Genomic DNA, 25,306 nt, shown 5'->3' with positions numbered 1-25,306 from the left:
TATTTATACCTTCACTTTTCTATCTCTAAATAGTCTAAATACAATCGTACTTAAACATAGTGAAAATGCCAATAATACTACTGAAGCAGTAGATGCTACATTAGTATTTCTATTCCCTAAAAACGCTTGATTATAAATAAACATTGTAATAGTTGTGACACTATTATTAGGGCCCCCGTTTGTTAATAAAAAGGGAATGTCAAACATCTGTAAACCACCGATTAATGAAGTGATTAACGTGTACAGGGTAATTGGTTTCAACAATGGCAATGTAACATGCCGGAAAATTTGTGGGCCAGTAGCACCATCTATTCGTGCTGCTTCAAAAAGCGACTCATCTATGCTAAGTATCCCTGAAATTAAAACAATGGTTGTTGATCCATAGTACATCCAAAATTGAACAAATATCACAATACCTCTTGTTATTATAGTATTTCTAAAAAAATCAACACCTGTATCAATTATCCCTAAACTTAACAAAGCTTGATTGATTGGTCCAGCCGGATAACTAAATAACGCAAAAAATATAATTGATACCGAGGCGGCTGTTATTATGTTTGGTAAATAAAACATAATCTTGAAGAAGGTTGCCCCTTTAATTTTTAACTTTGCATTAGTAAGCAAAGAGGCTAATAACATCGCTAAACTTAGTTGTGGTATAAAGTTAAGAGTCCAGATTAAAAATGTGTTTTTGGTTGCTTGCCAAAACAAGTCATTTTTTATTAAGTTCTTAAAATTATCTAAACCTACAAAATTAAACTCTGTATTCCAACCGCTTAAATCTGTAAAACTAAGTCCCATCGTATACAGTATTGGATATAATTGAAAAATTATAAAAATTATTAAAAAGGGTGCAATAAATAAATAACCATATCTATTGTAGTGCTCAAATTTCTTTTTTTTCATACTCCATTCCCCTTATCTTAAATTTCTGATCCACTAGCTCAACTTATATATTAGACTCGAACAGCCTGATATATAGGTAACTAACTTAAAGTAAATGAGAGAAATTCAATGATTCCGGTTCCTTCATACTTGAAATATAGTGCACTTTTAGTGCTGTCTAGGTTAATATTATTCGAAAAATTTTGATGTTCCGATTGCACCTTTATATTAATTGAACTTATTTCTTCACCATTAACACGATTTAAAATTTTAAATTTTCCATTTCCACTACCTCTAACTTGTATTGATACTTTAGTGGTCTTGCTTAAATCAAAATACTTATAACCTATCACAGTCCCACTTGTAATATTTGCAATATACTGATCACCATTTGATTCACGGTCATCACCCGTTTGAGTAAAGTAGGGATGATTTTGGGAATCTGACGATTGAATAGGATAAAACCTTGTGCCTTTAGGTCCAATTAAATTACAAGCAATATAAGCAGGATATTTCCCCTTACCAATCAGTACTCCATCATTTAAACCACAACTTGTCATTTCTACTTGTGGAATATGACCATCTTCAGTAAAGTAGATTCTCTCAGCACAAGCTTGGCGAGAAAAGCTATGTTGATTAGTGTGTCTATGGTAAAAAACATACCATTGTCCATCTATTTCAATAATGCTTCCATGATTATTTCCTGTATAGTTTAAAGCATCCTTAAATTCTCGACCTTCATATCCTACGTCCCCATTACTAATTATTGTTCCACCAAATATAAAGTCTCTATCTGGTTTCTTACTGGTTGCATAGCATAATTCATGTCCATTAATAGATGAATAGATCAAATAATACATCCCATTAACTTTTCTCATTGAGCTTGCTTCAAAAAATTCATGTCCAGAAAAGCTAGTGTTATCAGAAGCATTTATTTTAGGAAGTATTAAATTAGGTCCGTTCTTCACTGTTAACATATCTGACTCTAACTCAAGACAATACGCGCCCTCATATCGACGATAACCGAAATTTCTGTCATTTTCAACGCTATCTACGGGTGCAATGCCACTGTATAAGAAAATTTTATCATTATCAATCAAGACGCCTGGATCAAATTGAAATATATCCCCTTTATCACCTCCAACAAATCTGCCGTCAGGATATTTAACAGTACCATAATATTGATACTTTCCCGCTGGTGTATCACAAACCGCTACTGATATAATCCCATGCGTATCTAATGCATAATATAAATAATAACGATTATCAATTCCTAATTGGACGTCAGGAGCGTATAAATATCGATCTCCTTTCAAATTATGTGGATCTTGTGTTTTATGATAAATTATACCTTCATACCGCCAATCAGAGAGATTGGCGACTGAAGTTGACCAACACACATAGTCATTCTCACAAAAAACATTTCCATCAAATTTGTCGTGTGAACCAAAGAGATAAATCCTATCACCAAAACGATAAGGTTCACCATCCGGAATGTACTCATAATTAGGCAAAAATGGGTTGACTGCTTGATTTTTCATTACTATTCACCTTTCAAATTTTAATTATTCCACTTCTAAATTTGGATATAAATTAAGCACTTCACGTTTAAAATTAGTTATTGCATCTTCCAAAGAAATTTCACCTTTAGAATAAGGTGTAATCGCAGCAGACCTAAATAATTTATTTAAATCCTCATCATATTCAGTTGATGTATTCCCATCTACATCTTTTGCCATTTCAGAAAAGTACTCATAATTATTTTGTCCTCCCAAAAATTCTTCGGAAAATTCACCTTTTATTTTATTTACAACGGCTTCACTTGATAAAAAATCACCGGTTTGTTTTGCATGATTTTCCAAAAATTCCTGATTGGTTGTCACAAATTCAATGAACTTAATTGCTTCTTCTTGTTTTTTTGAGTTTTTAGTCATAGCTAAAAATGTACCCCCACCCATATATGAAGCCGGGCCTTTGGTCAATCTCCAATCACCTGCTGTATCAATTGCTCCATCACTTGATTGAGAATTCGGTTTTAAAATAAAATGCAGTCCCCATGTTGGAAGAGCTGTTGCAAATATGTCATCAGAAGATATCCCGCTGTAATATGCTTCACTTCTAGCCTCTACATCTTTTGTAAGTTTTTTATCCACAAAATTTTTAGACATTTCTAGCAAATTTAATAAGTTAGGGTCAATGATTAGTTTATTATCAATTACCCAAGGTTGTTTTTTGGATCCTAAATATATTTGCTCTAAGTCATCAACACCACTAAACATAAAAACTTCGCCATTACTTTTTTCATTAAGCTCTATAGAGGTTTGATAGAGTGTTTCAAAATCTTTTACTTTCTCTTGCATTTCTTCTGGATTTTCAATACCTAAGTACTTAGATGCTAAACTTGCTCGGTAATAAAATGCCCCAGGTGTTGCTTGCCAAGAACTTGCCATAAGTTTTCCTTCTTCATTACTCCCTACGTCTAACACGTAATCATATGTTTGTGCTTGTTCAACACTTTCTCGAATGGGCTCAAGACTAGCTAAATTGCCTGAATTAATATATTTTTTTACAGAATTAACTTCTAAAGCAATTACATCTGGGGCGCTATCAGTCCCTAAAAGTGGTGCTAGTTTCATATCATAATTGTCTGCTGGTGTTACTACTACTTTGATTTTTGACTCTGGGCTATATTTCGAATAATAGTCATCAACAATATCTTTCATTTCATCATTAAAAGTCCAAATAACTAGTTCATCATTTCCTTTACCTTCATTTTCCTTTTTTTCAGTACTTGAGCAACCTGAAACTAGTACGGAAAGTATAGCTATAGTTAAAAATAAATATTTTTTCATAATTAATTCATCCCTTCAATTTAATTTTTTTAAAATAATTTTAATCTAAGCAACAATATGCTTGCTAGATTTCACCTATATTCCCTTCTTTTTTTATTGATATTCAGTATGTTACATCTGAATGCTAGCTATTAATTCACTATCATATTTACCAAAAAAATTTTTGATTCATAAAGAGTTGCAAGTCAGATAAAACCAATAGCTACTTGGATATGTTAATAATTATAGCGCTTTCATATATACTTTCAATATCAGTATATTGGAATATTACTATCATTTTATACGAATTCATCATTTTTTATTCAAAAGAAGTTAGTGTCAATATCAATTTTATAATGAGCTAACGTATGGTATTTGAGTGGTCTTAATAAATTATTAACCCTAGTGGACCATTAATAAAATAGGTATTCTCCACTTACATTCTAGCTGGACCTTTTAACTAAATGAAAATTAAAACGTTCTGCCCACGACAGTCTAAAGTCTGTAAGTACGCTTATAATAAATAAAAAATGGAAATCAGGATAGAAAAGAGAGGTTGCTCATTTCTATGCTTATTAAAAATGCAACGTTCCTCAAGGGTGAGGTTTCGTTTCCCATTTCATCCTCCTATCAGCAAGTCGATCACCAGAGCTATGACTGTAAAGTCAGCAGCAGAACAGCCTCTTTATTCAAAACCGAACCAAAAAAACACTTCTTTCTTAGCTTACTTGACAATATATCAAATTTGATATATTGTTTGATTATACAGAACGTGATAGGAGTTTCTATGAAAAAATATGAAATAGAAATTTATGAAGATAAAAAAGGGCAAAGTCAAATCATGGATTGGATCAAAGAATTAGATAGTAATCCAACAAAAGAAAACAAATCGACTTTAAAAAAGCTCTACTACCAAATGGAACGCCTTGAATATGATGGCACATTTGTAGGAGAACCGCTAGTAAAACAAATTGAGGGGAAACTGTGGGAACTACGTCCCATCCCTAATCGGGTCTTTTTCGCAACCCTAGAAGATAATCAGTTGATTTTATTGCACCAATTTAGAAAGAAAACACAAAAAACGCCTAAAAGAGAAATTGAACAAGCGAAGCGTGAACTAGCTGATTGGCTAGAACGTAAGAAAGGATAATTAATATGAAATGGACCGATGTAAAGAAAGATATTAGCAGCATTTCGCAAGAAGATAAAAAACTGATTGAATTGACCGCTCTATTAGCTAGCTTGCGTAAAGAAAAAAAAATGACGCAAAAAGAATTAGCTGACAAGGTACATGTCTCTCAAGCTCAAATAGCTCGAGTAGAAAATTTTTCTTATGCTCCCTCGTTAAAAACTATTACCAAAATTGCAGACGGTTTGAACTTAGAACTGACATTCAGAGACAAAACGACCAAAAAATTGGTGAAAAATTAAGTGATGCGTTAAAATCTTTCGTTCTAAAATTAAAAGCAGCGCTATAAAAACTCTTTTTTAGGGTAGATAGCGCTGCTTTTAATACCTCGCGAATTGTAAAATTAAGTTAGAAAAATAAAAAGGCATTTATGGTACACTCAAATTGTATTTCCGACGAAAGAAAACAAAGGAGTGTAACCATAAATGACCTACAAACATCTTACCATAGACGAACTGACAATGATAGAATCATATTATCTTCAACATAATAAACCGGTTGAAATCGCTAACCGAATGGGACGTGCTATACAAACTATTTATAATGTAGTCAATAAGTTCAAGCAAGGCAAGACTGCTCTTGATTATTGGCACCAGTATAAAGAAAATAAGAAAAAATGTGGTAGAAAAGTCATTCAATTACCTGCTCATGAAGTAGATTACATTAAAGAGAAAGTCACTCTTGGTTGGACGCCTGACGTCATTATCGGGCGAAAAGAAAGGCCTGTTTCATGCGGTATGAGAACACTTTATCGTTTATTTTCTAAAGGAATATTTGATATTGACACACTACCGATGAAAGGTAAAAGAAAACCCAATGGCCATCAGGAAAAACGGGGAAAACAACAATATCAGCGCTCAATCCATGATAGACCTGATAATTATCCTGATTTCAATTCTGAGTTTGGTCACCTTGAAGGTGATACGATCGTTGGCATTCATCATAAAAGTGCCGTCATTACTTTAGTTGAAAGATTATCTAAAGTAATTATCACGATTAAACCCAACGGCCGTAAGGCATTAGATATTGAAACTGCCCTTAATCAATGGTTTTCTCGCTTCCCTAAAAACTTCTTTAAATCTATTACGTTTGACTGTGGAAAAGAATTTTCTAACTGGAAAGCCATTAGTAACCAACATGATATTGATATATATTTTGCGGACCCTGGAACACCTTCTCAACGCCCATTAAACGAGAATTCTAACGGGATTCTGCGTCGTAATGGACTGCCGAAATCAATGGATTTTAGAGAAGTGAATCAGACATTTATTTCCAGTGTCAGCAATCAACGTAATCATATTCCAAGAAAATCATTGAATTACAGAACACCAATTGAGATATTTTTGAGCTATGTACAAGAAGCATTTTATTCTAACTTAATTTGACAAAACATATAATATAATTCTCCTACTATGTTCGTAAAAAAGATTTTAGCATAATTACCAACGTTATAACATGATTGTAAAATGATTCCAAGTTGCTGATTCTACGGTTGTTATTGGTGTTGCCTAGAACGATTCTAAGCACATGTTTAATTTTAAAGTGGGCAATTATCTTTAAAATATCCTACAATGATTCAATAAAAGCATGGCTGCTAGTGAAACTTGAGACCATGCTTTTAAATTTACTTAAATTCTCTTTTTAAAAATGATTCCTGATCCTAATACCATTAATGAACCTAGGACAGACAATGCAATATTTGCTGTTTCACCTGTTTTTGGTAAAACTTTCATTTTTCCGTCTAAACCTTTAACTGTAACTGTTCCGTCTTTTTGAACGTCTGCTCCAATTTCTTTAGCTTCAACTTTTTTTGTTGTTCCGTCTGCTAATTGAATGATTGGTTTACTATCTTCAACTGCAACAATCACAACGCCTGTGTCTGTATTAACTGGGTTTTCAATTGGGTTTGTGTCTACTGGTTTGTTTGGTACTGTTGGTTTACTTGGTTCTGTCGGCTTGCTTGGTTCCGTTGGCTCCGTTGGTTCCGTTGGCTCCGTTGGTTCCGTTGGCTCTGTTGGTTCTGTTGGTTCCGTTGGTTCCGTTGGCTCTGTTGGTTCCCTTGGTTCCGTTGGTTCCGTTGGTTCCGTTGGTTCCGTTGGCTCTGTTGGATCGACTGGATCAACTGGATCAACTGGATCAACTGGATCAACCGGAGTAGTTGGATCGGTTGGTTCCGTTGGCTCTGTTGGATCGACTGGATCAACTGGATCAACTGGATCAACCGGAGTAGTTGGATCGGTTGGTTCTACTGGATCAACTACATCATCAGCTAGAACATTGACACCTGGACTACCTGTTGCTTCGTCCGCAAAACTAACAAGTGGGGCTGATACCAATAGCGCTGTACTAAAAAGTGTTAAAAAGGCAATTTTTTTCATTTTCTTCTCTCCTTAAAAATTAATATTTGTGTACATAAATAGTATATCATAAATATGCTTTATCTGACATTTTTATTCATCTTTTTTTTAAAAACTTCTAGCGATTCTTTCGTTAAGAATAATGTTTTACCTGTATAAATGTGATCGATTCCCTCTAGTCTATGAGGAAACCGTTTATAAATGTGGGCAAAGTATTCATCATTCTTTCCTAACAACTGGCTTGCTTCTTTTGCTGTAATCAATTGCGATAAATCATTATTGGGATTATCAGAGAAAATAATTGTTCCACCAATTTTTCGATAATTAAAATTTTTAAGTATTTCATGTTTGTTGTTACGGTAAGCTTGGGATAGGTAATTTCTATTCTTACCTATCCTTTCACTCATTTCTTTTGCTGTGTAAATTTGATTTAAATTAATTTTTCCCATTGTTTAAGCACTCTCTTTTTAGCGTATTTCAGTTAAAAGAGAAGTCTGTAAGTTTTGGTTGAGTTGTCACAAGAAAGCCGTTTTTAGTTGGTTCAACCTCAAAAGTGATTTTTTGCATTTTACTACGATTGTCTACTGAAACATTTAGAAGGTATTCAACGCTATACCCTTTTTTTGTTTGTTCACTACCATAGTAATTGACACTCTTAAGCGTTTTCCCTAACGCTTTCCAATCGGATATATCTACCTTTTCGGATACATATTTTCTTAAACTTGACTGATAATTTTCTTGATTTTTTTCCTGTGAAAAATAGTAAGTCAAAAAGTATCTTCCAAAAGTATCTATTTTCGATTGAGAAATATCCGTTTCTTTGACACGTTCAATTTGTTCTTTCAATAATTCGTTCTCTTTTTTGACTGATTGAAGTTGTACTTGTTGAATAACACTTATTCCTATCAATAATACAATAAAAAGAGTCAAAATAGATATGAACAAATGAATTTTGGGAACATTTTTCTTGTTTATGGATTCTGATAGTGATTCTTTTCTACTATTCGTTTGTTTTGCTTGGTTCTTTTTCGATATTTCCTTAATAACACTAGGTTCATTTACTGTTTCAGTTGGAATTTCTGTCTGCGGTATTTCTTGGCGTTCATTACTCGTTTTTAACTCCTGACGATTTAATTCTTGCGTATTAAGCGTTGGTTCTGTTGGTTCATTCAAGTAAACTAAAACGTGTTGATCTGTTACTCGATTTAATAACAAGTTAATTACGTCCGTTTCTTTTGTATTTTTTGTATTCAGCGTAACAGACATAATTTTTGTTTGATCTTCTACTCTAAAAATACCTACACGAAATTTAACTGGAATTCCTCGACTTGTCTTTTGTTGTAAATAGTGTGTGACTTCGGATAATTCGCTTTTACTTAATTTTCGATTCAAAAATTGATTTTCTTCTTCGGGAAGAATAATTCGTATTTCAAAATAATAAGACAATCGTTATCCCCCTCTCTTATTTTCTAAACATAGCCATCATAGCTAAGTTTCCAAGCCCGCCACCTTTTGACACTTTGGTTGAATACCACATATTTTGTAGGGCAGACGGTGTTTTGATAATCAACAAGCCACAACCAATCATTAACATAAAGTTTGGCAACGTATATTTTTCAGCAATCATGAGGGTAATCATTGCTAAATAGAGAATCAATTTAATTAGCATGGTTAAAGCTTCGGATAACAGTTCTTTGATCCATATTTGAAAGTAATTTTGCTCGTCCGTTAAAAGGGATAAGGCAACTAATGGTGTTAACATAGTCAGTACCAAGAAATCAGCATAAAAAACACAAATCGCCACAAAATACTTGGCAATGGAAAAGGCAAAGAATATCACGAAAACAAAGAGAACAACGGCGCTAACGCCACCATTAAAGAAATTTGATACTAAGAAATTACGCAATCGTTCGCCGATCGTTTCCACGTTCAAATCATTAGCGACTTGTTGAATCACATATTCCCCGATTGGTGCAACAATCTTTTTGATAAAAAAGTTCATTGCCCAGGGCAACGTTGCTAAGGCAATAGACGAGTAAAACAGCTTTTGAACAATATTAGCGGTCAATGCGTCACCACTCCCATTAGAAGCTTGTATTTGCGCTTCAATGACCTTATACAACACAATACAAATCGCAAAGGTTGTCGTGGCAAAGACAAACACGTTGGTAATGGTACTAATTAATTGGATATTAGGAATATCAAAGGTCGTCTTATTGGCAATTTTCATACTGGCTTCTAACAAGTCACTGCCCCAATTCCCTAACAAGGTATCAATAGGGTGCAATACACTATCCACACTCTCTTTTACGCCTTCAAAAACGCCTGAAATTGTATCGCTAACTTTATCAACTAAATCTTTTCCAGAATCAACTATATTTTCACCAACATCTAAAATATTAGGCATTAGATTATCCCTCCAATCGATCCTGTTACTTGCCACTTATCAAGTTTTTCATTGTACTTCATAATGACAAATGCGATACTTACTCCTTCAACGTTTTTCTTAGATTCTGTCAGATTTATTCCAACAACTTCGTAACTCAAATCATTATCCCAATCTAATTGCGTGAATATATTTTTATAGGCTTCTCTATGTCTAGCATCATTTCTCCAGTCCACCCATTCAAACGGAAAATCATTACGCAACACAATTTTCGTGTTTTGTTCTGTTTTTTCCGTATCTAAGAACCAAGTATTTAACCATTGGCTTTGATCGTCATTTTGCTTAGAAATCGTTAGACCTTTGGTACCGTCAACGATCACTGGATTGAAATTGAAACTTGTTTGCAAACTCGTATAAAAATCATCTGATACCTTATCGCCGAACTTGGCTTTTAAGTTATCGATCAATTTCGTTTGTAATTCAATCGGGCTTGTACCGCCTGATCCTTCTTTCAATAATTCTTTGTTGATTTCTAAAATCACGTCACCATTAGAGAAAGACTTGTACCAACTCTCAAAAGCTTCTGTCGCTTCGTCTGCTCGCTCTTTCGCACTTAATTTGAGTAAATGGTCGCTTGACCCTTGAACGGCTTGTGAGCTGTTTTCTGTGGCTTCTCCGCTTGTTTCTGACTGGTTGCTTTCTTTGCTTTCGGTGGTGGCTGTTGGTGTCACTGGTGGTTGATTCTTATTGTTAAAATAAGAAATGCCCACAAAAGCAAGAATACCGACAACTAAAACGCCAATCACTAAGTTACGGATCACTTGACGGCTAAATTCCATTTTTTTAATACCCTCACTAGGTTCAATCCCTTTTTCTTCAATTTCTCGTTCTACTTGCTTTTGAAACATTGGGATATTCCCAAAAAATTCTTTCAATCCATTCATTTGATTTCCTCCGATCTTTAAAATGGTAATTCGCTGTTGTCATTGTTGGTTGTGTTTTCGTCTATACCTTCATCAAAACTACTTAGAATATCACTCATTAATAGTTCTTTTTCTTCCTCTTCTTCTGTTACTTCTGATTCGATCGGTTGTTCAGGTAGATTTATTTCTTTTTTATTCAAATCATCTTCTTGTTTCTTCTCGTGAAAAATTGGGGCGCTTGCTAGTTGCACTTTTCGTTGTTTGTGCTGTTTTTCCAACTCCTCAATGTATTCTTTGGCAAATTCTGTTTGACTGCTTATATAGTCTTGTTGTGAAATTTCATGCTTTTTAAGAAGATTTCCGAATAATTCAAATTGTGGCGTTTTTCTTAACATGTAAGGTTTACCGTCAATTAACACAATACTTTTTCTTCCATTTTCTTCTTGTTGTAAATTGATCACTTCGCCTTCGGTAATCAATCGCCTTTTTTGGTAATTGTAGCTTTCTGACTTACTTCCGCTTCGGTTAGTTGTTTTTGCGGACGTTTTACTTTCACTTGTTCCGCCGGTGTATACTTTGATTGTTGTATCATTTACTTGTCTTGAAAAGTATTCGGCAGTCGTTTCCTCTACACCACCTAGACATATTTTAATGGCATGATTCCCAATGATCGCTTTAAATTTCTTATCTCCGTAAAGTTCAAAGCCCTGGGGCAAAGATTGTAATATGGTACTAACTGAAATACGATACCCTCGACACGTTGCAAGAAAATTCTCGTATGTTGGGAAATAGCCCAAATTGACAAATTCATCTAGTAACATAACTAAAGGTACTGGCAATTTTGCGTTGTGCTTATCCCCTAAAAAATATAACTCTGTAAACATTTGTTGGAAAAAGAGATTCACTAAGCCGTCCCAAGTTCGATCTAATGGGGAAATTAGCACGTATAAACAAATTTTTGACGTTCCTAATTCCTCAAAGAAAAAATCGTTTGTACTGGTAAATTCTGATACTTCTTTATCAACAAAATCTTGTAAAGTCGTCAATAGACTAATAACAATGTTTGGTCTTGCTTCACTTTGTGCTTGTCGGAAGCCTAAATAGTAACTGCGTTTTGCTTCGTGTCCGTCTGGCAAACGCTCAAATTGTTCATCAAGTTCTGATACACCTTCTTCGTTATAGCGTGGATCAAATTCTTCTAAAAAGTCTAAAATACCCTCAATTGTTCTTGCGCTTGGTTCATACTCAAAATAAACATATTTAATCAGTGTATTTAACAAGCTTAATTGTGCATTGAACCAAAAATCTTTCCGTTTGGGATCATTCTTTGCTGATACTATGACGTTTGCAATCTTGTTTGTATCATTTGATTTGCGGATATAGAGTAACGGATTGTACCTAGAACTTAGCAAGAAATCTTTAAAATTTATCACAACTGTTTTGAAGCCCTGGGCTTTTTTTATTTCATTGGTTAACTCGTAAATTTCCCCTTTTGGATCGGTTACAACAATTGACGTACTGCGATTGTTTACAACATTAGGCAAAACATAACTTTGTGTTTTAAATGATCCTGGACCACCTACTACAAAAATATTTCGATTACTTATTTTGCTATCTTCGGGTTGGATCACAACATTTCCGCTTTGAAATTTCCCTAAGATTAAACCGTCTGATTCTGCTAATAAACTACTCATTTTTCCCCCTCCTCATTGATTTTTCTAATATACTTTTCATTGATTTTTCAGGGATCAAATGAACGTTTTTCGGTGCATTTATTTCTGATTCTTCCCCCCAATAAGCCGATCCATGAACAGGGTTTGTTTTTCCGACAACCTCAAACGGTTGGCGTTTGGTAGGGTGTAGAAAGACAAATAAAACGATTAAAACAATAATTTGTACAATGAAGAACGGAATCATGTAATTAGATTGAATGATCTCTAAAAAAGTATTGATTGGGTGCTTTAAAATAGTTGTAACAAAGGTACTCAATTCAATGTTTGTATCATTCGCAATGATATAAGGTAATAATTTAAACACAATCAATGTTACTGGTAATAATAGTAGATAGAGTATAACTAGGATAATCAGTTTTACTTGCTCTTGCTTTTTCTTCGCCATGCTTCTACTCCTCTCCTAATTGAATGGTCGTTCTTTGGGTAATTTGTTGGTTTTTAATTTGGATAATTTGGTTTATTTCAAAATCATTTTTTGTACCGTTAAAAACCTGGTGAATCGGTGCTGTTACTAGATATTGCTGTGAATTATCCTTACTTTCATAAGCAAGAATTTTTATTTCATTTTCGTTTACTGAAGACTTTTGAATCGTGTTTTGCTGTGGGCTATATGAATTGTTTACGTTGATCTCGTTTTGTAATTCTTGATAAACGTTATCTGTCGCTAATTCTTTAACCGTTGTCATAGATATTTCTTTTTGGCTTTTTTCGTAGTTATAAACGGTCTTGTAAAATTCTTTGATAATTTTTTCCGATTCGCTTTGGTTAGTGTTTTGTTCCGCTTGTTTGTCTGCTAGTTCCGTCTGTACGCTTTTTAAATCACTTTTTAAGTGACGGATCTGTTCGCCTTGCCTTATTCCAAAAACAATCATGCCTATGGTAACCACAAGTAAAACAAGCGTTGAGATAAACAAACCAACTTTTATTTTGTCAAACTCCATTTCTTCCTCTCCTTATTCAACATAACTTGCAATGTTTGCAATAGAAGCTGGCACTACTCGATAACTGATTGTTCCGCTTCCTGGGTTTACAACATTACACTCTGATACAAGAAGCGTACCGTCTGCATTTACGACTTCTACAAAGGCAACGTGTCCGTAAACTGGATCAGAGCCAAAAGAACCAGGGGGGAAAGAAATTGCCGTACCTACTTTTGGCTTATTTGTTACTTTATAGCCTAAAGCTTTCCCTTTATAGCCCCATTCGCCACCATTGCCCATAAAATCATCAACTGGTTTTCCTATTTGAGCCATACGATTAAAAGCGTACCAGGTACATTGACCAAAAGGATAACTACCGCTTGTATTATAGTTGTGTCCGTCATATCTTGGATAACGTAATTTATTTTTGTATTCACTGGGTACATCAACTTGAACAACGCCAGTATTATTAGAATTGTTTTGAACGCCCTCTGCGCTTGCCTGGCTTTCGTTAACGTATTCAAGTAATTTTGGCACATAGAACATATTTCCGTAGTTATAGCGGTAATTGTAGCCCATTGAAGTAGATAAAGCATTTACATAAGGTACCTTTTCGCCACCTGACATATTAATAGAAAATTGTTTAGCCAACTCAAAAGAATACGTTCCGCCATTCTTCACTACAAAATCAACAAAACCACCGCCATAATTATACGCTTGAAGAGCTGTTTTTATATCTGATCCTCGGTTTATAGCGCTTTTCATATTTTCTACAAAAAACTCTACTCCTCGTTGTATGCTTCGTTCGGGGTCTTTAATAGTGTTCGGGGGCAGTCCTAAACTTTCGCTTGATTGCATAGGGTCGCCACCTACACCACCTGATTCAATTTGCATAAGGGCTAAGATATAAGGTACATATTCCATACCGTCATATTGTCTAGCGTACTTTTCAACGGTACGTTTGTACCTCAAAACAGATTCACTTAAATTTTGGTTTTCTGTTGCTAGTCCGCCACTAGGGGCGGTTTGATCGTTATTAAAAACAAGAAGGAAGATTACAACGATAAAGACGAAAAAGCCTAAAATTGCTTTCGCTATCGGTTTTCGATAACGAATAAGCAGTTTAGCAGCTGTTGCTCCCATGATATGAAATCACCAACCTTCCTAATCTTTTTCAGCGTTTGTTAATTCAATCTTTTCACTAAGCAATGTGTTGTTTTCTTCTAACAAGTCATTGGTTTGTTTTTTCTTCAAGTCGTCATTTAAAGAATTATCCTTATACATATTTTCTAATTCTTCACTGTTATTTTCAATCAATAAGTCAATCATGCTGATTTGACGTTTAGGATCGATTGCTAATTTCTTTTGTGTAATTGATACTTGACGAATATTTTTTACTGTTGGAATGTCTTTTTCTTTTACTGATTTATCGATTAAAGCTTCAACAATTGTTGTATCGGTACTAGTTTGAACCAAATACTCAATATCTGTTGAATTGTCATAAGCTAAAACCTTCTTGAAATCTGCTAAATAGTCGCTTCCTGGTAAATCAAGGGCTTCTATTTTTTCGGTTTCTCCTTGTTTGTACAGACTTTGAATAATTTTTTTATCTGACTTCTTATCAAGTTCATAAGCCTTGATATAATCACCAAGTTTCACGTAAATATCAACTTGTTTTTTCTTAGGATAATTGAGCTTTTGCATATCTTTTTCGATATTTTCACTATCATTATCAATAATCTTATTTAATATAGTGATCTCGGTTTCTGCGCTTTGCTGTGTAGCCGTAACTTGTTTCTTCTCATTTACTTTCATAAGAAAAACCGTACCGCCATATAACGCAATAACACCTACAACTAACGCAATTTTTAAACTTTTATTTCTGCGAATTTTTTGGACGTCTGCTTTCTTGTCCTGTAATTCAGCAGAAAAGAAATTCTTTTGTTCTTCGGTTAGTCGATTTTTTATTAAATCTCTTAATGATTCCAAACTTTCAATTGCTTCTACATCATTTAAAAATGAATTTTTTTCTTTTGTTAGAACCTCAATACGATTCTTCTCATACTTCTCAAGTGTGAATTTACCAAAAAAACTACAAATAAAATTTTTCCACTGCTCTAATTCTTCTTTAGTTGAGTAAGGCAAATTATTAAAGTGATCTGCTTTATAAATAAAAAGCAAGTCACGTGTATCTTTGAGTAGGATATTTTGCATTGCTAGATAGGTGTTTGTTTTTTCTAGTACATTCATTTCAAGTAATCGATTCACTATATCCAATTTATAAAAATCAGCATATTCTTTTAAATCGAGTAGTGGTGTATAGCCATTAGGACGGTGATAAACAATTTCTAGTTTTCCGTCTTTGGTTAAAATTTCCTCGACATCAACAAAATATTGTTCACTTTCTTCTACATCAAAAATATGTTCTCGATTCGTCAAATATTTTTCGTTTATTTGGACGACAATGACATTCTCTTGATAGTAGAATTGTAAATTTTTCAAGATTTTGTATTTCATTTTTTTCTCCCTTCTATTGGACTTTTGAGCGTAACAGCCAATTGATCTCTTTCTTCGGACTAACGCCGTAAATATCTTCATATCCGCCTGGGTTAAGCAAACGCATTTCTTCCTGGGTCAAATCGACTTTAATTTTAGCCCTCTTTGTTCCATGAAAGAGTAAAGCTTCCCCTTGACGTTTTGAGGTAATGAAAGATAATTCTTTTTTTGTAAGTTTAAGTTTCAACTCATTTGAAATACCTTGTGCTTCCGTTTCATCAAGTCCAAAGAATACTTTTGTAAAGCTATTCCCAATAATTGCTTTACCGATATTATCAGGTGCTTTTAATACGTCATCAATCTGTTGGGTTGATACGGTACAATCAGCATTGTATTTTCTAAAGCGTTTATATGCTTGGAAGAAAAAGTCAGCACTAATTTTATTCTTCAATAAAAAGTGAAATTCATCTGCATAAACAGACGTTACAATTTGCGGATTGTTGGTTATTTCTTCAAATAGATAACTAAAGCTGTTGAGGTATGCTAAATCTCTGATCCCTTCTTCGGTCTGTAAATCTCGCAAAGAAAAGCAAATTAACGGATTGTTTAAGTCAATATTTGTATGACCGTTAAATATGGTACGGCTTCCGATTGTAAAATCTTCTAATGAATAAATAAAATCTTCAATTCGCTTGTATCGTTTGGGATCAGTTTCTTCTAATGCTTTCAATCGACTTTCTAAGTCTGAAAATGTTGGAAAATCGGTGTTTTCCATTTTTGACAAGTTTTTCTTTTCGTATAAATTCGTATAGCATTTTTTAGCTTCTAACTTAATAATAGATAATTGACTGTCAGTCAAAGAGTGATCCACCATTAGGAAATATGGCGTTAAAATATTCATTCGTTTACTGATTTCTTTATCAATATCATTTTCAGTCATTTCAAAATCTTTGTGCTTTATTTCAAGATTTTCTACAAGTTCGTCCTCTTCAAAATCGGATAATGATTCTTTTAAATCCATATCTGGTGTATTGCGTGAGTAGATTTGAAACGGATTGATACGAACATCTGACATAGACGAAAGATTGATTATTTCGCCCCCTAGAGAACGTACACGTTCTGTTTGTTCATCTTCGGGATCAAATAAAACGATTCTGTGTTTTAGTTCTGTTGAGTTATCAGCAAAAGCATATTTTTTCAGATAGTCTGACGTTAGGTAAGTGGTCTTTCCCCCACCAGATAAACCAAAAACGAATTTATTACGATTGACTACTAATTTTCTGTTGGTGTAATCAATACTAACGATATTTTCAGTATCTTTATTAATTCCCTCAATAATCATATTTTTAGTAAATACACTTAATTCATTATCATCAAAAGGAAAAATACTGCTTGCACTGATTGAATTAGCGATTGTGTACGTGTATTCAGGCACTTCATTAGATTGTAAAGGTAAGGCACTCCAATACGCTTTATCAATCATAGTATATGGAATCAAGGCTTTTACTCCACTTGCGATACAACGTGTTTCAAAATCTTCACACAATTTTTTCAGCTTATCTTCGGACTTACTTTTGATCAAAACATAGGTATATAAATAAAGATAAGAAGTGTTTTCGTCAACGGCTTGTTCTAACTGCGTTTGTGCAATTTTCATTTCACGTTCTAAACGGATAATCGTCAACGGATCATGCGAACGATCGATCTCTGCTTGCTTGTTCTTAATGGTTCTGTTGTAATAATCATTCAATGAGTTACCGTTTGCTTTAGTGTAATAATGAGATATGGTTATATCTCCACTCATTTTACGAATACGATTAAACCAATTTCCTCTTGGTTTATTATTGTATTTTGTAATGACATAGGGAACTGCGTATGAATCATCAATCAATAATTTGTCACGTTCTACTGTAAAGTTAAATGGTGCTAAATCAGATACAACGTCCGTATCAACTTCGGGAATTACAATAATTTTCTCTTTTGGTATCTTCTCCATTTTAACGCTCCTAACTATTCAAAACCTTTTTCATCTCGCCAATCGTACAAATTTCAACCTGACAATCATATTTACTTAAAAATGCAATTAAAGCTGTTCTGATTGTTCTTGTCTTATCACGTAACACTTGATAAGACAATTCCAAACTGTCGTATGTTTCCTTTGAAATTGGTTCAGAATTAATTACAAAATGTTGTTTCTTTGAAGTTTCCATGTTACTTGCTAAATTTCTGTAATGGTAATAATAGCTAGCTTTTAGTTGTAATAAAGCTTCGTTATGCCCTGGCATTTTGCGATAATTTTCTACTGTATTCCCCCAGGCTTCTACAAAATCGTCAATTTCTACTGGTACATTCTTAGAAGTGATCTGCGGTTCATATAGAACGTTTTGAGATAGAAAGACACCAAAATCTTCGTTTAACCCTTCTTGTTCTGATACTGGCAAGGTATCAACGTTTAAGCCGTCAACTTTTAGCATACTCACAAGGCTAAATTGCTTTTTTTCTGGCTGATAAACGACAAAAAAGTCTTTAAAAACGCCTTGAAATCGGGAACTATCTTCCCAATAAATCATTTCTTTTATCGTATCGCTTTTTTTATTATCGTTACTTTTGGAACTTGTTTTTAGAAAATCAAACAATTAAATCACCTCTCTTTTACACTCGTTCTTTTGGCTTTTTGTAATAGACTTTTGGTCTTTTAGAAAAGTCTTTTCTTTGCTTCATAAAATCAGAAATAGAAATGTTAGGGCGGTCTGTAATTGGTTTAATTGTATAAAACGCCCATACACCGCCAAATGACACCAAACCAACAATGACATAGATAATTAAAGGAAAAACGGCTGTGCTACGGAAAATAAGAATTGCCAATAGCACGCTTATTAATGCCGTACCGATCGCTTTTGCTGATTGTTTTAAATCTAGCCCTAAAATGACTGTGTACCGATCAGATACATTGGACGGAAAAAACCAAGTCCGCCCTTTTTCAGTGTCTGCATTTAACAAATCTAATAGGGCTTGTTTCACTTGATCGCTATTCATAACTAACTCCCTTCTCTATTAAGCAAGTAAGCCATACGCCCAAGGTACTAACCAAACCAACGCCCCACCTAATGCCGTAACAAGCAAGGCTGTTCCCAAGGCTTTATACATGGTATTTTTTTCTTGTGGATCATCAATAGACGGCAAATATTTAATAACAATCTTCGCACAAGCAATCCCACCAACTACAACAATTAAGGCTGTTAAGACACCTTTTATAGTGTTCCCTGCTTGAACTAATTTTGCTTGTGGATCAGTGGCTGCAAACACTGGATCAGTAATAAATAATGTACCTAATGCAATAACCGCACTTTCAAGCTTAAACTTTGTATTTTTGATAATTTTTTTCATTTTATACACCTCTTGTTTTTATTTTATCGCAAAGGAATATTCCTTTGTAATGATTGATTTTCTTTTGCTTTTGTTTGCTTAATCAATTTGTCTAAGTTTCGTTTTTTCTGTGGTTGGTTACCACTCAACAATCGATTAATTGATTTTGCAAATTGGAACATTTTTACAGATACTTCATTTTTTTCAGGTTCATTTTTTTCCAATTCTTGGGATTGATCTTTATTAGTATTTTCAATTTCCTTACTTAATTCAATTTTATCAGAATCAGGTAAATAAGCATTGCGATTAACGACCTTTTTCAGATTGTGTTTTGCTAATGGGCTTAGTTCATCAATATGTTTCATGCTATCTTGAACAAAAAATACACCTTGACAATCATTAGGAATTTTCACTGTCTGAATGTTAGTTAAGAAGCCTTTTGATTGTTCCAACATGGAATTAATTTCCTCACTGCTGAATCTAGCAACTCCTTCGACTTTAGAAAAATCAGTTGTTTTGTAATAGTCAGCTTTTGCAAGTAACATTTCGCCTTCTATGACTGAATCTATTGAAACATTTTTATCAAATTTTCTTTCAACTTCTGATTGAACATATTCTATTAATCCTTGTTTTATTCCTATTAGTTTTTCTTTTTTAATTGATAAAATTTCTTTTCTTTCAGGGTTATTTTCTTTCGTTATACTATCTTCAACTTGTTTAATTTTTGAATCAAGATAACGGCTAGTTTGAAATGGTTTTTCTTTAAAAATCTTTTTACTTTCTTCTCTTTCTACTACTCTTTCATTGTAAATGACCTCTGCTAACTGATCTTTATTCAATAACTGTTTTCTAAATATGGTTTCATTAACCATTGCTCTAACTTCGTGATTTGAAAATTTGTCAATATTCAAACTTGGATAAGATTTTTTGAAGAATCTTTCTGCTTGTTTATCTAAAATTTCATTTGCCTTTGTAAGCATATCTCGTTCACTACTAATTTTACTTAACATCAAACGTTGTTTTTGAATTTCCATTTTATTATTAAAGATAAGTGAATTTTCCCATCGTTTTAATTCACCTAATCGTTTATCAATGTTTTCATCATTAATAAATAATTTCAATTCTTTTGAAAGATTTTTCAGTTCTCCTTTTTCTAAAGGTGAGAAAGTTTTTTCAAATTTTAAAGTGAAGTTTTGGTCTTGTTTTAACACTTTCTCTTGACTTTCAAGTTTATCAAGTTCGGCTAGAATATCATTGTAACTTTGAATTTCTAAATTTTTTCTTTTTAACTCGCTTATAACTCCTTTGTCTTCTAATTTTTTTGAGTAAAAACCTTCATGAATTGTTGGTAGTTCTTTTTTTCCAAGTTCCGCATGCGATTTTTCTGTTATTTGTTGATCGATATTTCTATCTTTTAAATATTGGTTGACTTTATCAGCCCAATCTTTACGAATTTCGGAAACAAGAGATTTTCTATCCCAATCATTTGTTTTAATTGAAACGGTTACTCTTTGCCCTTTTTCGTTAAAAATCTGATTGCCATTTTCATCTAGTTTAGGTATTCTTTTTCTTTTATTTAGAATATTACCTTCACTATCTACTTCTCTCATTGTTAACATAATATGAGCATGAGGATTGTTTTCATCATCTCTATGAATGGCTACGTCTGCAATCATTCCTTCACTGACAAAGTTATCTTTTACAAAATCTTCAATCAACATTCTTTGGTCTGAATTATTTAATTCAATTGGCAATGCTACATTTAATTCTCTACACAGTCTAGCATTAGGTTGCTTTTCAGATAATTCCATTTTATTCCACAATGTCTGTCTATCTAAATACTCATTAGGAACATAATCAGGTTTTAAAATAAAAGCTTCTGGTTTAACAGTTCTATGGTTGTATAGATTAGTTTTTTCGTATAGTTCACTATATAATTTTTCACCGCTTCGATAAGAAGCCATTGCAATTAAACTTCTTTTTCCGCCTTCTCTTTTTGCTATTGTCATAGATAAATGGAAGATTGCCAATTGTATCACCTCTCTTTATTTTCAAACATGAGCGTAGCGAATTTTAACAAACACGCCTGACGATAAAACTGAACGAATGTTACGTTTTATAGCACATTAACCACAAATGTAATTTAGTGGGTGTAAGTGCGCCCTTAGTAAATCATCTAAGGGAATTCTTAATAAATTAATTTTACCACTTATCATTATAAAAGTAAATATGTTTATCCTGACATTGCCATTTATATTTATTGATTTTAGAAAAATAATATAATATGATAGAGTTACACAATATATTAGGAGGGATATTTTATGGAAAACCAAGATCAAAACATCAAGACAGAAAATGAACAAATCATTCCAAAAACAAAACCAAAAAAGAGAAAGAAAAAAACTGTTTCTGATATTGAACTTCAAATTAAAGAATTACAAAAGAAAAAAGAAGAATTAATTCTAAAATCAAAAGCAGATATTGGTGATTTTGTCCTTTCTACTCTTTCAAAAAATGATATTTCTATTGAATCGATTGAAGAAAACAAAGAATTATTCTATGACGAATTAGAAACTTTATTAAATGCGAATAGTCAAAATTTTTCTGAATTACTTAAATAGTTATGGTAAATAATGATTTAAATGACATCAACAAAAGAATAGAAAAACTAAAAATTCAAAAAAATATTTTGCGAGCGAATAGCGAGCAAAATATTAACAGAAAAAGAAGAACAAAGCATCTAATTGAAAAAGGTGCTTTGTTAGAAAAGTATTTTGAAATTGACTATTTAAATGTAGAAGAAACAGAAGAATTTTTAAAAATTTTTTCTGAGTATATTAAAGCAAATAAACCTAAAAAGTATCAAAAAAAGGGAAAATAATTTTCCTTTTTTTGATACTTTTTTAAATAAAATTGATTGTTCTTAATATTTGTTCTTCCTTTTTTAATTGCTTTAATATTTCATTTACTGATTCTATATCCAAATCGTACCAATCACCAAAAGCGATAATATCACCTGATACTTCTTTTTCTATAAAATCAACTGTTAAAGTTATTTCTCTTGTTGACATTGGCGAACGTGCTTCTATTTGATATAAATCAAAATCATATTTTTGATGATTGTTTATTCCTCTCATTTCTGTTACTGTCGCTTTTATAACTTTTAAAATATTACCTTCAAAATTTATTTTTTTTATTTTAATATCCACTTTAAAACTTCCTTTCTGATAAAATTACAAGCCTTAATTGGCTTGTAAGTATTTTTTTTCTTCTTTTAGATATTGCTGTTCTTGTGTTCCATAAAACTCATTTTCTGTAAAATCTTCTAATTGTAATTTTTTTGTTTTTTCCATTTTCTTTTCCTCTTTTCTTTTTTTTGATTTTTAGTTTTTTGACAACCATTTTTGTTAGGCGTTTGAGGAAGTGAAGCTGTTTTCCTCATGTTTTAAAAGCTAGAAATAAATTACAGTGTACGCTCCTTTCTTTTTTCGTTTTGTTGGTTCATTTTCGGCAGTGTGTTCGTGTCGTTTGCTGTGACGAGTACGCAACATAGACACAAAGAAAACACAAGGGCGAGCTTGCTCGTTTATATACCCTTGTGTTTTCGGCTGGATATGTTAAGGTAACAAACAGTAAATGACACGTTACAGACTGCAAAATGTACCAACTGAAAAAAGAAAGAATACCGTTGTGTGCTTTATTTCTCGATCAGCTTTTAAAACATGAGGAAATGTTTTTATAAAAAAAGAGTAGTTACCGTTTTTTGGTAACTACTCTTTTCCTTTTTTAAGGTTTAAAGTCCTGGAAGTTTAGGTGTTTTTGGTATTGGTGGTGTAGGTGGCTGCAAGCTTTCCAATTTTTGTTGAATTGCTTTAAATTCAGGGGTTTCTTGGTGTTGATTTTGAACCATTTTTTGCTCTATTCTCTCCAAAGTCGGTTGAATTTCTTTCCCTGATACTTTACGATTTAATTCTCTTTCTAAGGTCTCTTTCGGACTAATGGAAGGCGTTTCTAAGCTTGAATAGAGTTTCACTCCTTCTCTATTGTAAAGCCTTATATCGCTAAATAAGCCCGTTTTATGAAGGGTTTCTAAATTGGTCGGTAAGTTTTTGACAACAATATCATGCGCTTGTTTTGGTGTTGCCCTAGCTGTCATTGGATCATCTGCATACATAGTTTCATACCGTTCAATTGTTCCCAAATATGAGTTGATTTTAGGTACTGCCATGACATACATTTTTGTTTCATAACCTTTGGCTTGAAGCATTGTTGCGGTTTGAATAGGAACGTCTGTTGTTCGTCCTGTACCTTCGATCACCAAATTATACCCTTGATCGCTCAAACGGCTTATGATCGCTTCTGTCATGCGATTAGAATAAGGAGTAACGTGTTTTACTACGTCTTTTTCATAAAGCTTCACTAGTTCATCAAAATTAGGGTGCTGTTGTTTAAAGGTATCATTATCAATGACAATAACATTCCCTTGTGTTTCTTCAAAAATTGCTGATCGCAAACTGGTTTTCCCTGACCCTGGTTGCCCACCAAGTAAAAAAGCGGTTGGCGATTCAACCGCTTTTTTTCCTTGAACCAATTCTTCTAAATTATCATTTAAGCGATTCTCAAATTGTTTGTCAGTAAAATTGACTATATTTGCCATATTAAGCCACTTTCTCTTTATTCAAAACTTGTTTTGAGTAACGATTCATTGACCGCCAATACTCATGAACGGCTTGTAATTCTTCTAAAGAATAATCAAAAAGATTTACACGTTTTGCAAGCTTTAATTGGTTTAATAAATTGACTTCCAATAATTGAGAGTCATTTTTATTTAATTCATGATTCAAAACATAGTTTAATACTCGATTATAAACGCTTGCCGATAATTCGTTAATGATCTCTATTTCAAAAGTTTTTTCATACGTAACTGCCATTTCATTTTCACTCCTTTTTAAAGTTTATCAGGTAAATATTTCCGTATATATTCTTCTAAGGCTTGATCCATAACTTCTTTTACGTTTCCGCCATTCTTTGCTGTTTCGATTTTTATGATATGGTGCAAGTCAGCACGAACACGAACCGTCTTATCTCCCATTATATCTTTTTTTGCACTGATTGGTGTATCATTTCGTTTTGCTTTTTGTGCGCCTAAATTTCCCATAATCACTCACTTCTTTCTATTTCTTCTTATTCTTATTTTATCATCAACAATCACAAATCACAAGTGATTTGTGATTTGTGATTTGTGATTCTATTCTTTTTCGTTTTCTAATTGAATAATTCGCTCAAGCATTTCAAAAAATACGTTCTCATACATGGATAAAACTTTTTTGTCATAGCCTTTGTGTTCTGTAATTCCATTTTTAGACCAGGTACTTACTTTATTACTTCGCTTGATAATATTTTGGAAAACCAAGTTATCTTCTTTATGTTGCTTGTACAGTTCTTCCAGGTTTGATTTTATCGTTGCGCTGTCCGTATCAACTAAATAAGGAACAAAACCGATCATATCTAGTCCAGGGTTAAATTGTTCTTGTAAATCAATCAAGTAGGAAATATAGTTTTGAATGTTGTTTGTACTTTCTTCTTCTGCTTGTAAAGGGATCATAACGTAATCACTCGCCACGATTGCATTATTTGTATAAACGCTTGGCGTTGGTACAGTATCAATAATAATGAGATCATAGTCACTTTTTAAAGGTTCCAACAGAGTAGCAAGCAATCTACTTTCGTTTTCAAACGTCCATGAGCGAGTTAATTTTGGTAATAACATCAAATCAAACGTGCCAGGAATCAAGTCTAAATTATCAGTCAAATGAATAATAGAAGAAGTCAAGTTTCCATTTTTCAAGCCTTCATAAAAATTGACACGTGGCAATTCTACCTTAAATGTTTTTGCTAAGTCTTTTGTCAATGTTGCTTGTAAGTCCTTATCGATCATTAAAACTTTTAAATTCAATTTGTCTGTCAAATAAGCAAACATAGTCGATAATTTAGACTTTCCAACACCGCCTTTAAAATAATTGTTTAAGATAACAATTGCTTCATTTTTACTGTTTCGAATATGTCTTAAATCTTCTAATATTTTGAATTCTTCTTTCGTCATAACAACGCCCCAGTCTCTTTTGTTTTGATATGTCTATTGTATCGCTAAGAATCACAAATCACAAGTGATTAATCACTTGTGATTTGTGATAAGTGATTTGTGATTAATATATAAAAG

The 25,306-nt window shown here is 33.0% G+C and carries 28 protein-coding genes; 5 read left to right on the top strand and 23 right to left on the bottom strand.

Translation table 11 applies throughout. From position 1 onward, the window contains the following. Positions 1–3: 3 nt before the first annotated feature. The 3 genes from IGJ25_RS16430 to IGJ25_RS16420 form a co-directional block, all read right to left on the bottom strand. Positions 4–906 carry a carbohydrate ABC transporter permease gene (locus tag IGJ25_RS16430; RefSeq protein ID WP_438779463.1) on the bottom strand — a complete coding sequence of 301 codons (903 nt, stop codon included), beginning with the start codon at positions 904–906 and terminating at the stop codon, positions 4–6. Positions 907–986: 80 nt separating this feature from the next. Then, a complete protein-coding gene (locus IGJ25_RS16425; protein WP_438779462.1) occupies positions 987–2,426 on the bottom strand; it encodes a family 43 glycosylhydrolase in 1,440 nt (479 codons plus the stop codon). 24 nt (positions 2,427–2,450) lie between these two features. Beyond that, positions 2,451–3,737, bottom strand: coding sequence for an ABC transporter substrate-binding protein (locus IGJ25_RS16420; RefSeq protein WP_438779461.1), 1,287 nt, complete (start codon positions 3,735–3,737; stop codon positions 2,451–2,453). Positions 3,738–4,503: 766 nt separating this feature from the next. Between IGJ25_RS16420 and IGJ25_RS16415 the strand changes: the two genes are divergently transcribed. The 3 genes from IGJ25_RS16415 (at position 4,504) to IGJ25_RS16405 (ending at position 6,290) form a co-directional block, all read left to right on the top strand. Beyond that, entirely contained in the window at positions 4,504–4,866 is a 363-nt protein-coding gene (locus IGJ25_RS16415) for a type II toxin-antitoxin system RelE/ParE family toxin (protein ID WP_438779460.1), read from the top strand. A gap of 5 nt (positions 4,867–4,871) precedes the next feature. Next, complete coding sequence (locus IGJ25_RS16410) at positions 4,872–5,147, top strand: helix-turn-helix transcriptional regulator (RefSeq protein ID WP_438779459.1); 276 nt, start codon at positions 4,872–4,874, stop codon at positions 5,145–5,147. A gap of 183 nt (positions 5,148–5,330) precedes the next feature. Continuing rightward, a complete protein-coding gene (locus tag IGJ25_RS16405) occupies positions 5,331–6,290 on the top strand; it encodes an IS30-like element IS6770 family transposase (protein WP_000221326.1) in 960 nt (319 codons plus the stop codon). Between the two features lie 243 nt (positions 6,291–6,533). On the opposite strand, the gene IGJ25_RS16400 is transcribed toward IGJ25_RS16405, so the two are convergent. From IGJ25_RS16400 to mobQ, 15 genes are read right to left on the bottom strand one after another with little or no spacing between them, the layout of a single operon-like run. Beyond that, positions 6,534–7,283, bottom strand: coding sequence for an LPXTG cell wall anchor domain-containing protein (locus IGJ25_RS16400; RefSeq protein WP_438779458.1), 750 nt, complete (start codon positions 7,281–7,283; stop codon positions 6,534–6,536). A 59-nt stretch (positions 7,284–7,342) separates the two neighbouring features. Next, the gene (locus tag IGJ25_RS16395; RefSeq protein ID WP_000516429.1) at positions 7,343–7,711 is read right to left on the bottom strand and encodes a hypothetical protein; all 369 of its coding nucleotides are present in this window, start codon (positions 7,709–7,711) and stop codon (positions 7,343–7,345) included. A 28-nt stretch (positions 7,712–7,739) separates the two neighbouring features. After that, the gene (locus IGJ25_RS16390) at positions 7,740–8,708 is read right to left on the bottom strand and encodes a hypothetical protein (protein ID WP_438779457.1); all 969 of its coding nucleotides are present in this window, start codon (positions 8,706–8,708) and stop codon (positions 7,740–7,742) included. A gap of 16 nt (positions 8,709–8,724) precedes the next feature. After that, positions 8,725–9,669 (bottom strand): conjugal transfer protein TrbL family protein, encoded by a 945-nt coding sequence (locus IGJ25_RS16385; RefSeq protein WP_284589609.1) that lies wholly within the window; start codon positions 9,667–9,669, stop codon positions 8,725–8,727. Beyond that, entirely contained in the window at positions 9,669–10,592 is a 924-nt protein-coding gene (locus tag IGJ25_RS16380; protein ID WP_311801562.1) for a hypothetical protein, read from the bottom strand. The genes IGJ25_RS16385 and IGJ25_RS16380 overlap by 1 nt, the downstream gene beginning before the upstream one ends. Positions 10,593–10,609: 17 nt before the next feature. Further along, entirely contained in the window at positions 10,610–12,265 is a 1,656-nt protein-coding gene (locus IGJ25_RS16375) for a VirD4-like conjugal transfer protein, CD1115 family (RefSeq protein ID WP_438779456.1), read from the bottom strand. After that, positions 12,258–12,689: a hypothetical protein gene (locus IGJ25_RS16370; protein ID WP_200771036.1), complete on the bottom strand. Its 432-nt coding sequence runs from the start codon at positions 12,687–12,689 to the stop codon at positions 12,258–12,260. The genes IGJ25_RS16375 and IGJ25_RS16370 overlap by 8 nt, the downstream gene beginning before the upstream one ends. A gap of 4 nt (positions 12,690–12,693) precedes the next feature. After that, positions 12,694–13,245, bottom strand: a complete 552-nt coding sequence (locus tag IGJ25_RS16365; RefSeq protein WP_141062720.1) for a hypothetical protein — start codon at positions 13,243–13,245, stop codon at positions 12,694–12,696. Positions 13,246–13,257: 12 nt separating this feature from the next. Further along, a complete protein-coding gene (locus IGJ25_RS16360; RefSeq protein WP_311809127.1) occupies positions 13,258–14,367 on the bottom strand; it encodes a lysozyme family protein in 1,110 nt (369 codons plus the stop codon). Positions 14,368–14,388: 21 nt separating this feature from the next. After that, positions 14,389–15,741 (bottom strand): conjugal transfer protein TraF, encoded by a 1,353-nt coding sequence (locus IGJ25_RS16355; protein WP_212463079.1) that lies wholly within the window; start codon positions 15,739–15,741, stop codon positions 14,389–14,391. 13 nt (positions 15,742–15,754) lie between these two features. Further along, complete coding sequence (locus tag IGJ25_RS16350) at positions 15,755–17,716, bottom strand: VirB4 family type IV secretion system protein (protein ID WP_163327515.1); 1,962 nt, start codon at positions 17,714–17,716, stop codon at positions 15,755–15,757. A gap of 10 nt (positions 17,717–17,726) precedes the next feature. After that, positions 17,727–18,356, bottom strand: coding sequence for a hypothetical protein (locus IGJ25_RS16345; protein ID WP_163327516.1), 630 nt, complete (start codon positions 18,354–18,356; stop codon positions 17,727–17,729). Positions 18,357–18,372: 16 nt separating this feature from the next. Continuing rightward, positions 18,373–18,756, bottom strand: a complete 384-nt coding sequence (locus IGJ25_RS16340) for a glycosyl transferase (protein WP_001083514.1) — start codon at positions 18,754–18,756, stop codon at positions 18,373–18,375. An 18-nt stretch (positions 18,757–18,774) separates the two neighbouring features. Continuing rightward, positions 18,775–19,107, bottom strand: coding sequence for a CagC family type IV secretion system protein (locus IGJ25_RS16335; protein ID WP_081119536.1), 333 nt, complete (start codon positions 19,105–19,107; stop codon positions 18,775–18,777). A 23-nt stretch (positions 19,108–19,130) separates the two neighbouring features. After that, positions 19,131–21,116: a MobQ family relaxase gene (gene mobQ / locus IGJ25_RS16330; RefSeq protein WP_438779455.1), complete on the bottom strand. Its 1,986-nt coding sequence runs from the start codon at positions 21,114–21,116 to the stop codon at positions 19,131–19,133. A 291-nt stretch (positions 21,117–21,407) separates the two neighbouring features. Here mobQ and IGJ25_RS16325 point away from each other — a divergent pair, with 291 nt between their 5' ends. Then, complete coding sequence (locus IGJ25_RS16325; protein ID WP_002325624.1) at positions 21,408–21,707, top strand: hypothetical protein; 300 nt, start codon at positions 21,408–21,410, stop codon at positions 21,705–21,707. 2 nt (positions 21,708–21,709) lie between these two features. After that, a complete protein-coding gene (locus IGJ25_RS16320) occupies positions 21,710–21,967 on the top strand; it encodes a hypothetical protein (protein WP_438779454.1) in 258 nt (85 codons plus the stop codon). 22 nt (positions 21,968–21,989) lie between these two features. On the opposite strand, the gene IGJ25_RS16315 is transcribed toward IGJ25_RS16320, so the two are convergent. The 5 genes from IGJ25_RS16315 to IGJ25_RS16295 form a co-directional block, all read right to left on the bottom strand. After that, entirely contained in the window at positions 21,990–22,295 is a 306-nt protein-coding gene (locus tag IGJ25_RS16315; protein WP_438779453.1) for a hypothetical protein, read from the bottom strand. Positions 22,296–22,879: 584 nt separating this feature from the next. Next, positions 22,880–23,743, bottom strand: a complete 864-nt coding sequence (locus IGJ25_RS16310; protein WP_438779452.1) for a zeta toxin family protein — start codon at positions 23,741–23,743, stop codon at positions 22,880–22,882. 1 nt (position 23,744) lies between these two features. Continuing rightward, positions 23,745–24,017: an antitoxin gene (locus IGJ25_RS16305; protein ID WP_000301765.1), complete on the bottom strand. Its 273-nt coding sequence runs from the start codon at positions 24,015–24,017 to the stop codon at positions 23,745–23,747. A 17-nt stretch (positions 24,018–24,034) separates the two neighbouring features. After that, entirely contained in the window at positions 24,035–24,244 is a 210-nt protein-coding gene (locus IGJ25_RS16300; protein ID WP_000527318.1) for a peptide-binding protein, read from the bottom strand. A 90-nt stretch (positions 24,245–24,334) separates the two neighbouring features. After that, positions 24,335–25,189 (bottom strand): ParA family protein, encoded by an 855-nt coding sequence (locus IGJ25_RS16295; protein ID WP_438779451.1) that lies wholly within the window; start codon positions 25,187–25,189, stop codon positions 24,335–24,337. Positions 25,190–25,306 lie beyond the last annotated feature (117 nt).

This window comes from Enterococcus sp. DIV0240d, assembly GCF_051711245.1.
GTDB lineage: Bacteria > Bacillota > Bacilli > Lactobacillales > Enterococcaceae > Enterococcus_D > Enterococcus_D casseliflavus.
The sequence above is the reverse complement of the archived record's forward strand: the minus strand, read 5'-3'. Positions and strand labels throughout refer to the sequence as shown.

Excerpts from the sequence above, each read along its gene's own strand:
- IGJ25_RS16385 (WP_284589609.1), bottom strand. The coding sequence starts at position 9,669 with ATGCCTAATATTTTAGATGTTGGTGAAAATATAGTTGATTCTGGAAAA.
- IGJ25_RS16300 (WP_000527318.1), bottom strand. The coding sequence starts at position 24,244 with ATGGGAAATTTAGGCGCACAAAAAGCAAAACGAAATGATACACCAATC.
- IGJ25_RS16380 (WP_311801562.1), bottom strand. The coding sequence starts at position 10,592 with ATGAATGGATTGAAAGAATTTTTTGGGAATATCCCAATGTTTCAAAAG.
- IGJ25_RS16325 (WP_002325624.1), top strand. The coding sequence starts at position 21,408 with ATGGAAAACCAAGATCAAAACATCAAGACAGAAAATGAACAAATCATT.
- IGJ25_RS16370 (WP_200771036.1), bottom strand. The coding sequence starts at position 12,689 with ATGGCGAAGAAAAAGCAAGAGCAAGTAAAACTGATTATCCTAGTTATA.
- IGJ25_RS16365 (WP_141062720.1), bottom strand. The coding sequence starts at position 13,245 with ATGGAGTTTGACAAAATAAAAGTTGGTTTGTTTATCTCAACGCTTGTT.
- IGJ25_RS16420 (WP_438779461.1), bottom strand. The coding sequence starts at position 3,737 with ATGAAAAAATATTTATTTTTAACTATAGCTATACTTTCCGTACTAGTT.
- IGJ25_RS16400 (WP_438779458.1), bottom strand. The coding sequence starts at position 7,283 with ATGAAAAAAATTGCCTTTTTAACACTTTTTAGTACAGCGCTATTGGTA.
- IGJ25_RS16395 (WP_000516429.1), bottom strand. The coding sequence starts at position 7,711 with ATGGGAAAAATTAATTTAAATCAAATTTACACAGCAAAAGAAATGAGT.
- IGJ25_RS16340 (WP_001083514.1), bottom strand. The coding sequence starts at position 18,756 with ATGAATAGCGATCAAGTGAAACAAGCCCTATTAGATTTGTTAAATGCA.
- IGJ25_RS16355 (WP_212463079.1), bottom strand. The coding sequence starts at position 15,741 with ATGAAATACAAAATCTTGAAAAATTTACAATTCTACTATCAAGAGAAT.
- IGJ25_RS16350 (WP_163327515.1), bottom strand. The coding sequence starts at position 17,716 with ATGGAGAAGATACCAAAAGAGAAAATTATTGTAATTCCCGAAGTTGAT.
- IGJ25_RS16410 (WP_438779459.1), top strand. The coding sequence starts at position 4,872 with ATGAAATGGACCGATGTAAAGAAAGATATTAGCAGCATTTCGCAAGAA.
- IGJ25_RS16305 (WP_000301765.1), bottom strand. The coding sequence starts at position 24,017 with ATGGCAGTTACGTATGAAAAAACTTTTGAAATAGAGATCATTAACGAA.
- IGJ25_RS16430 (WP_438779463.1), bottom strand. The coding sequence starts at position 906 with ATGAAAAAAAAGAAATTTGAGCACTACAATAGATATGGTTATTTATTT.
- IGJ25_RS16335 (WP_081119536.1), bottom strand. The coding sequence starts at position 19,107 with ATGAAAAAAATTATCAAAAATACAAAGTTTAAGCTTGAAAGTGCGGTT.
- IGJ25_RS16405 (WP_000221326.1), top strand. The coding sequence starts at position 5,331 with ATGACCTACAAACATCTTACCATAGACGAACTGACAATGATAGAATCA.
- IGJ25_RS16375 (WP_438779456.1), bottom strand. The coding sequence starts at position 12,265 with ATGAGTAGTTTATTAGCAGAATCAGACGGTTTAATCTTAGGGAAATTT.
- IGJ25_RS16425 (WP_438779462.1), bottom strand. The coding sequence starts at position 2,426 with ATGAAAAATCAAGCAGTCAACCCATTTTTGCCTAATTATGAGTACATT.
- IGJ25_RS16295 (WP_438779451.1), bottom strand. The coding sequence starts at position 25,189 with ATGACGAAAGAAGAATTCAAAATATTAGAAGATTTAAGACATATTCGA.
- IGJ25_RS16415 (WP_438779460.1), top strand. The coding sequence starts at position 4,504 with ATGAAAAAATATGAAATAGAAATTTATGAAGATAAAAAAGGGCAAAGT.
- IGJ25_RS16310 (WP_438779452.1), bottom strand. The coding sequence starts at position 23,743 with ATGGCAAATATAGTCAATTTTACTGACAAACAATTTGAGAATCGCTTA.
- IGJ25_RS16320 (WP_438779454.1), top strand. The coding sequence starts at position 21,710 with ATGGTAAATAATGATTTAAATGACATCAACAAAAGAATAGAAAAACTA.
- IGJ25_RS16360 (WP_311809127.1), bottom strand. The coding sequence starts at position 14,367 with ATGGGAGCAACAGCTGCTAAACTGCTTATTCGTTATCGAAAACCGATA.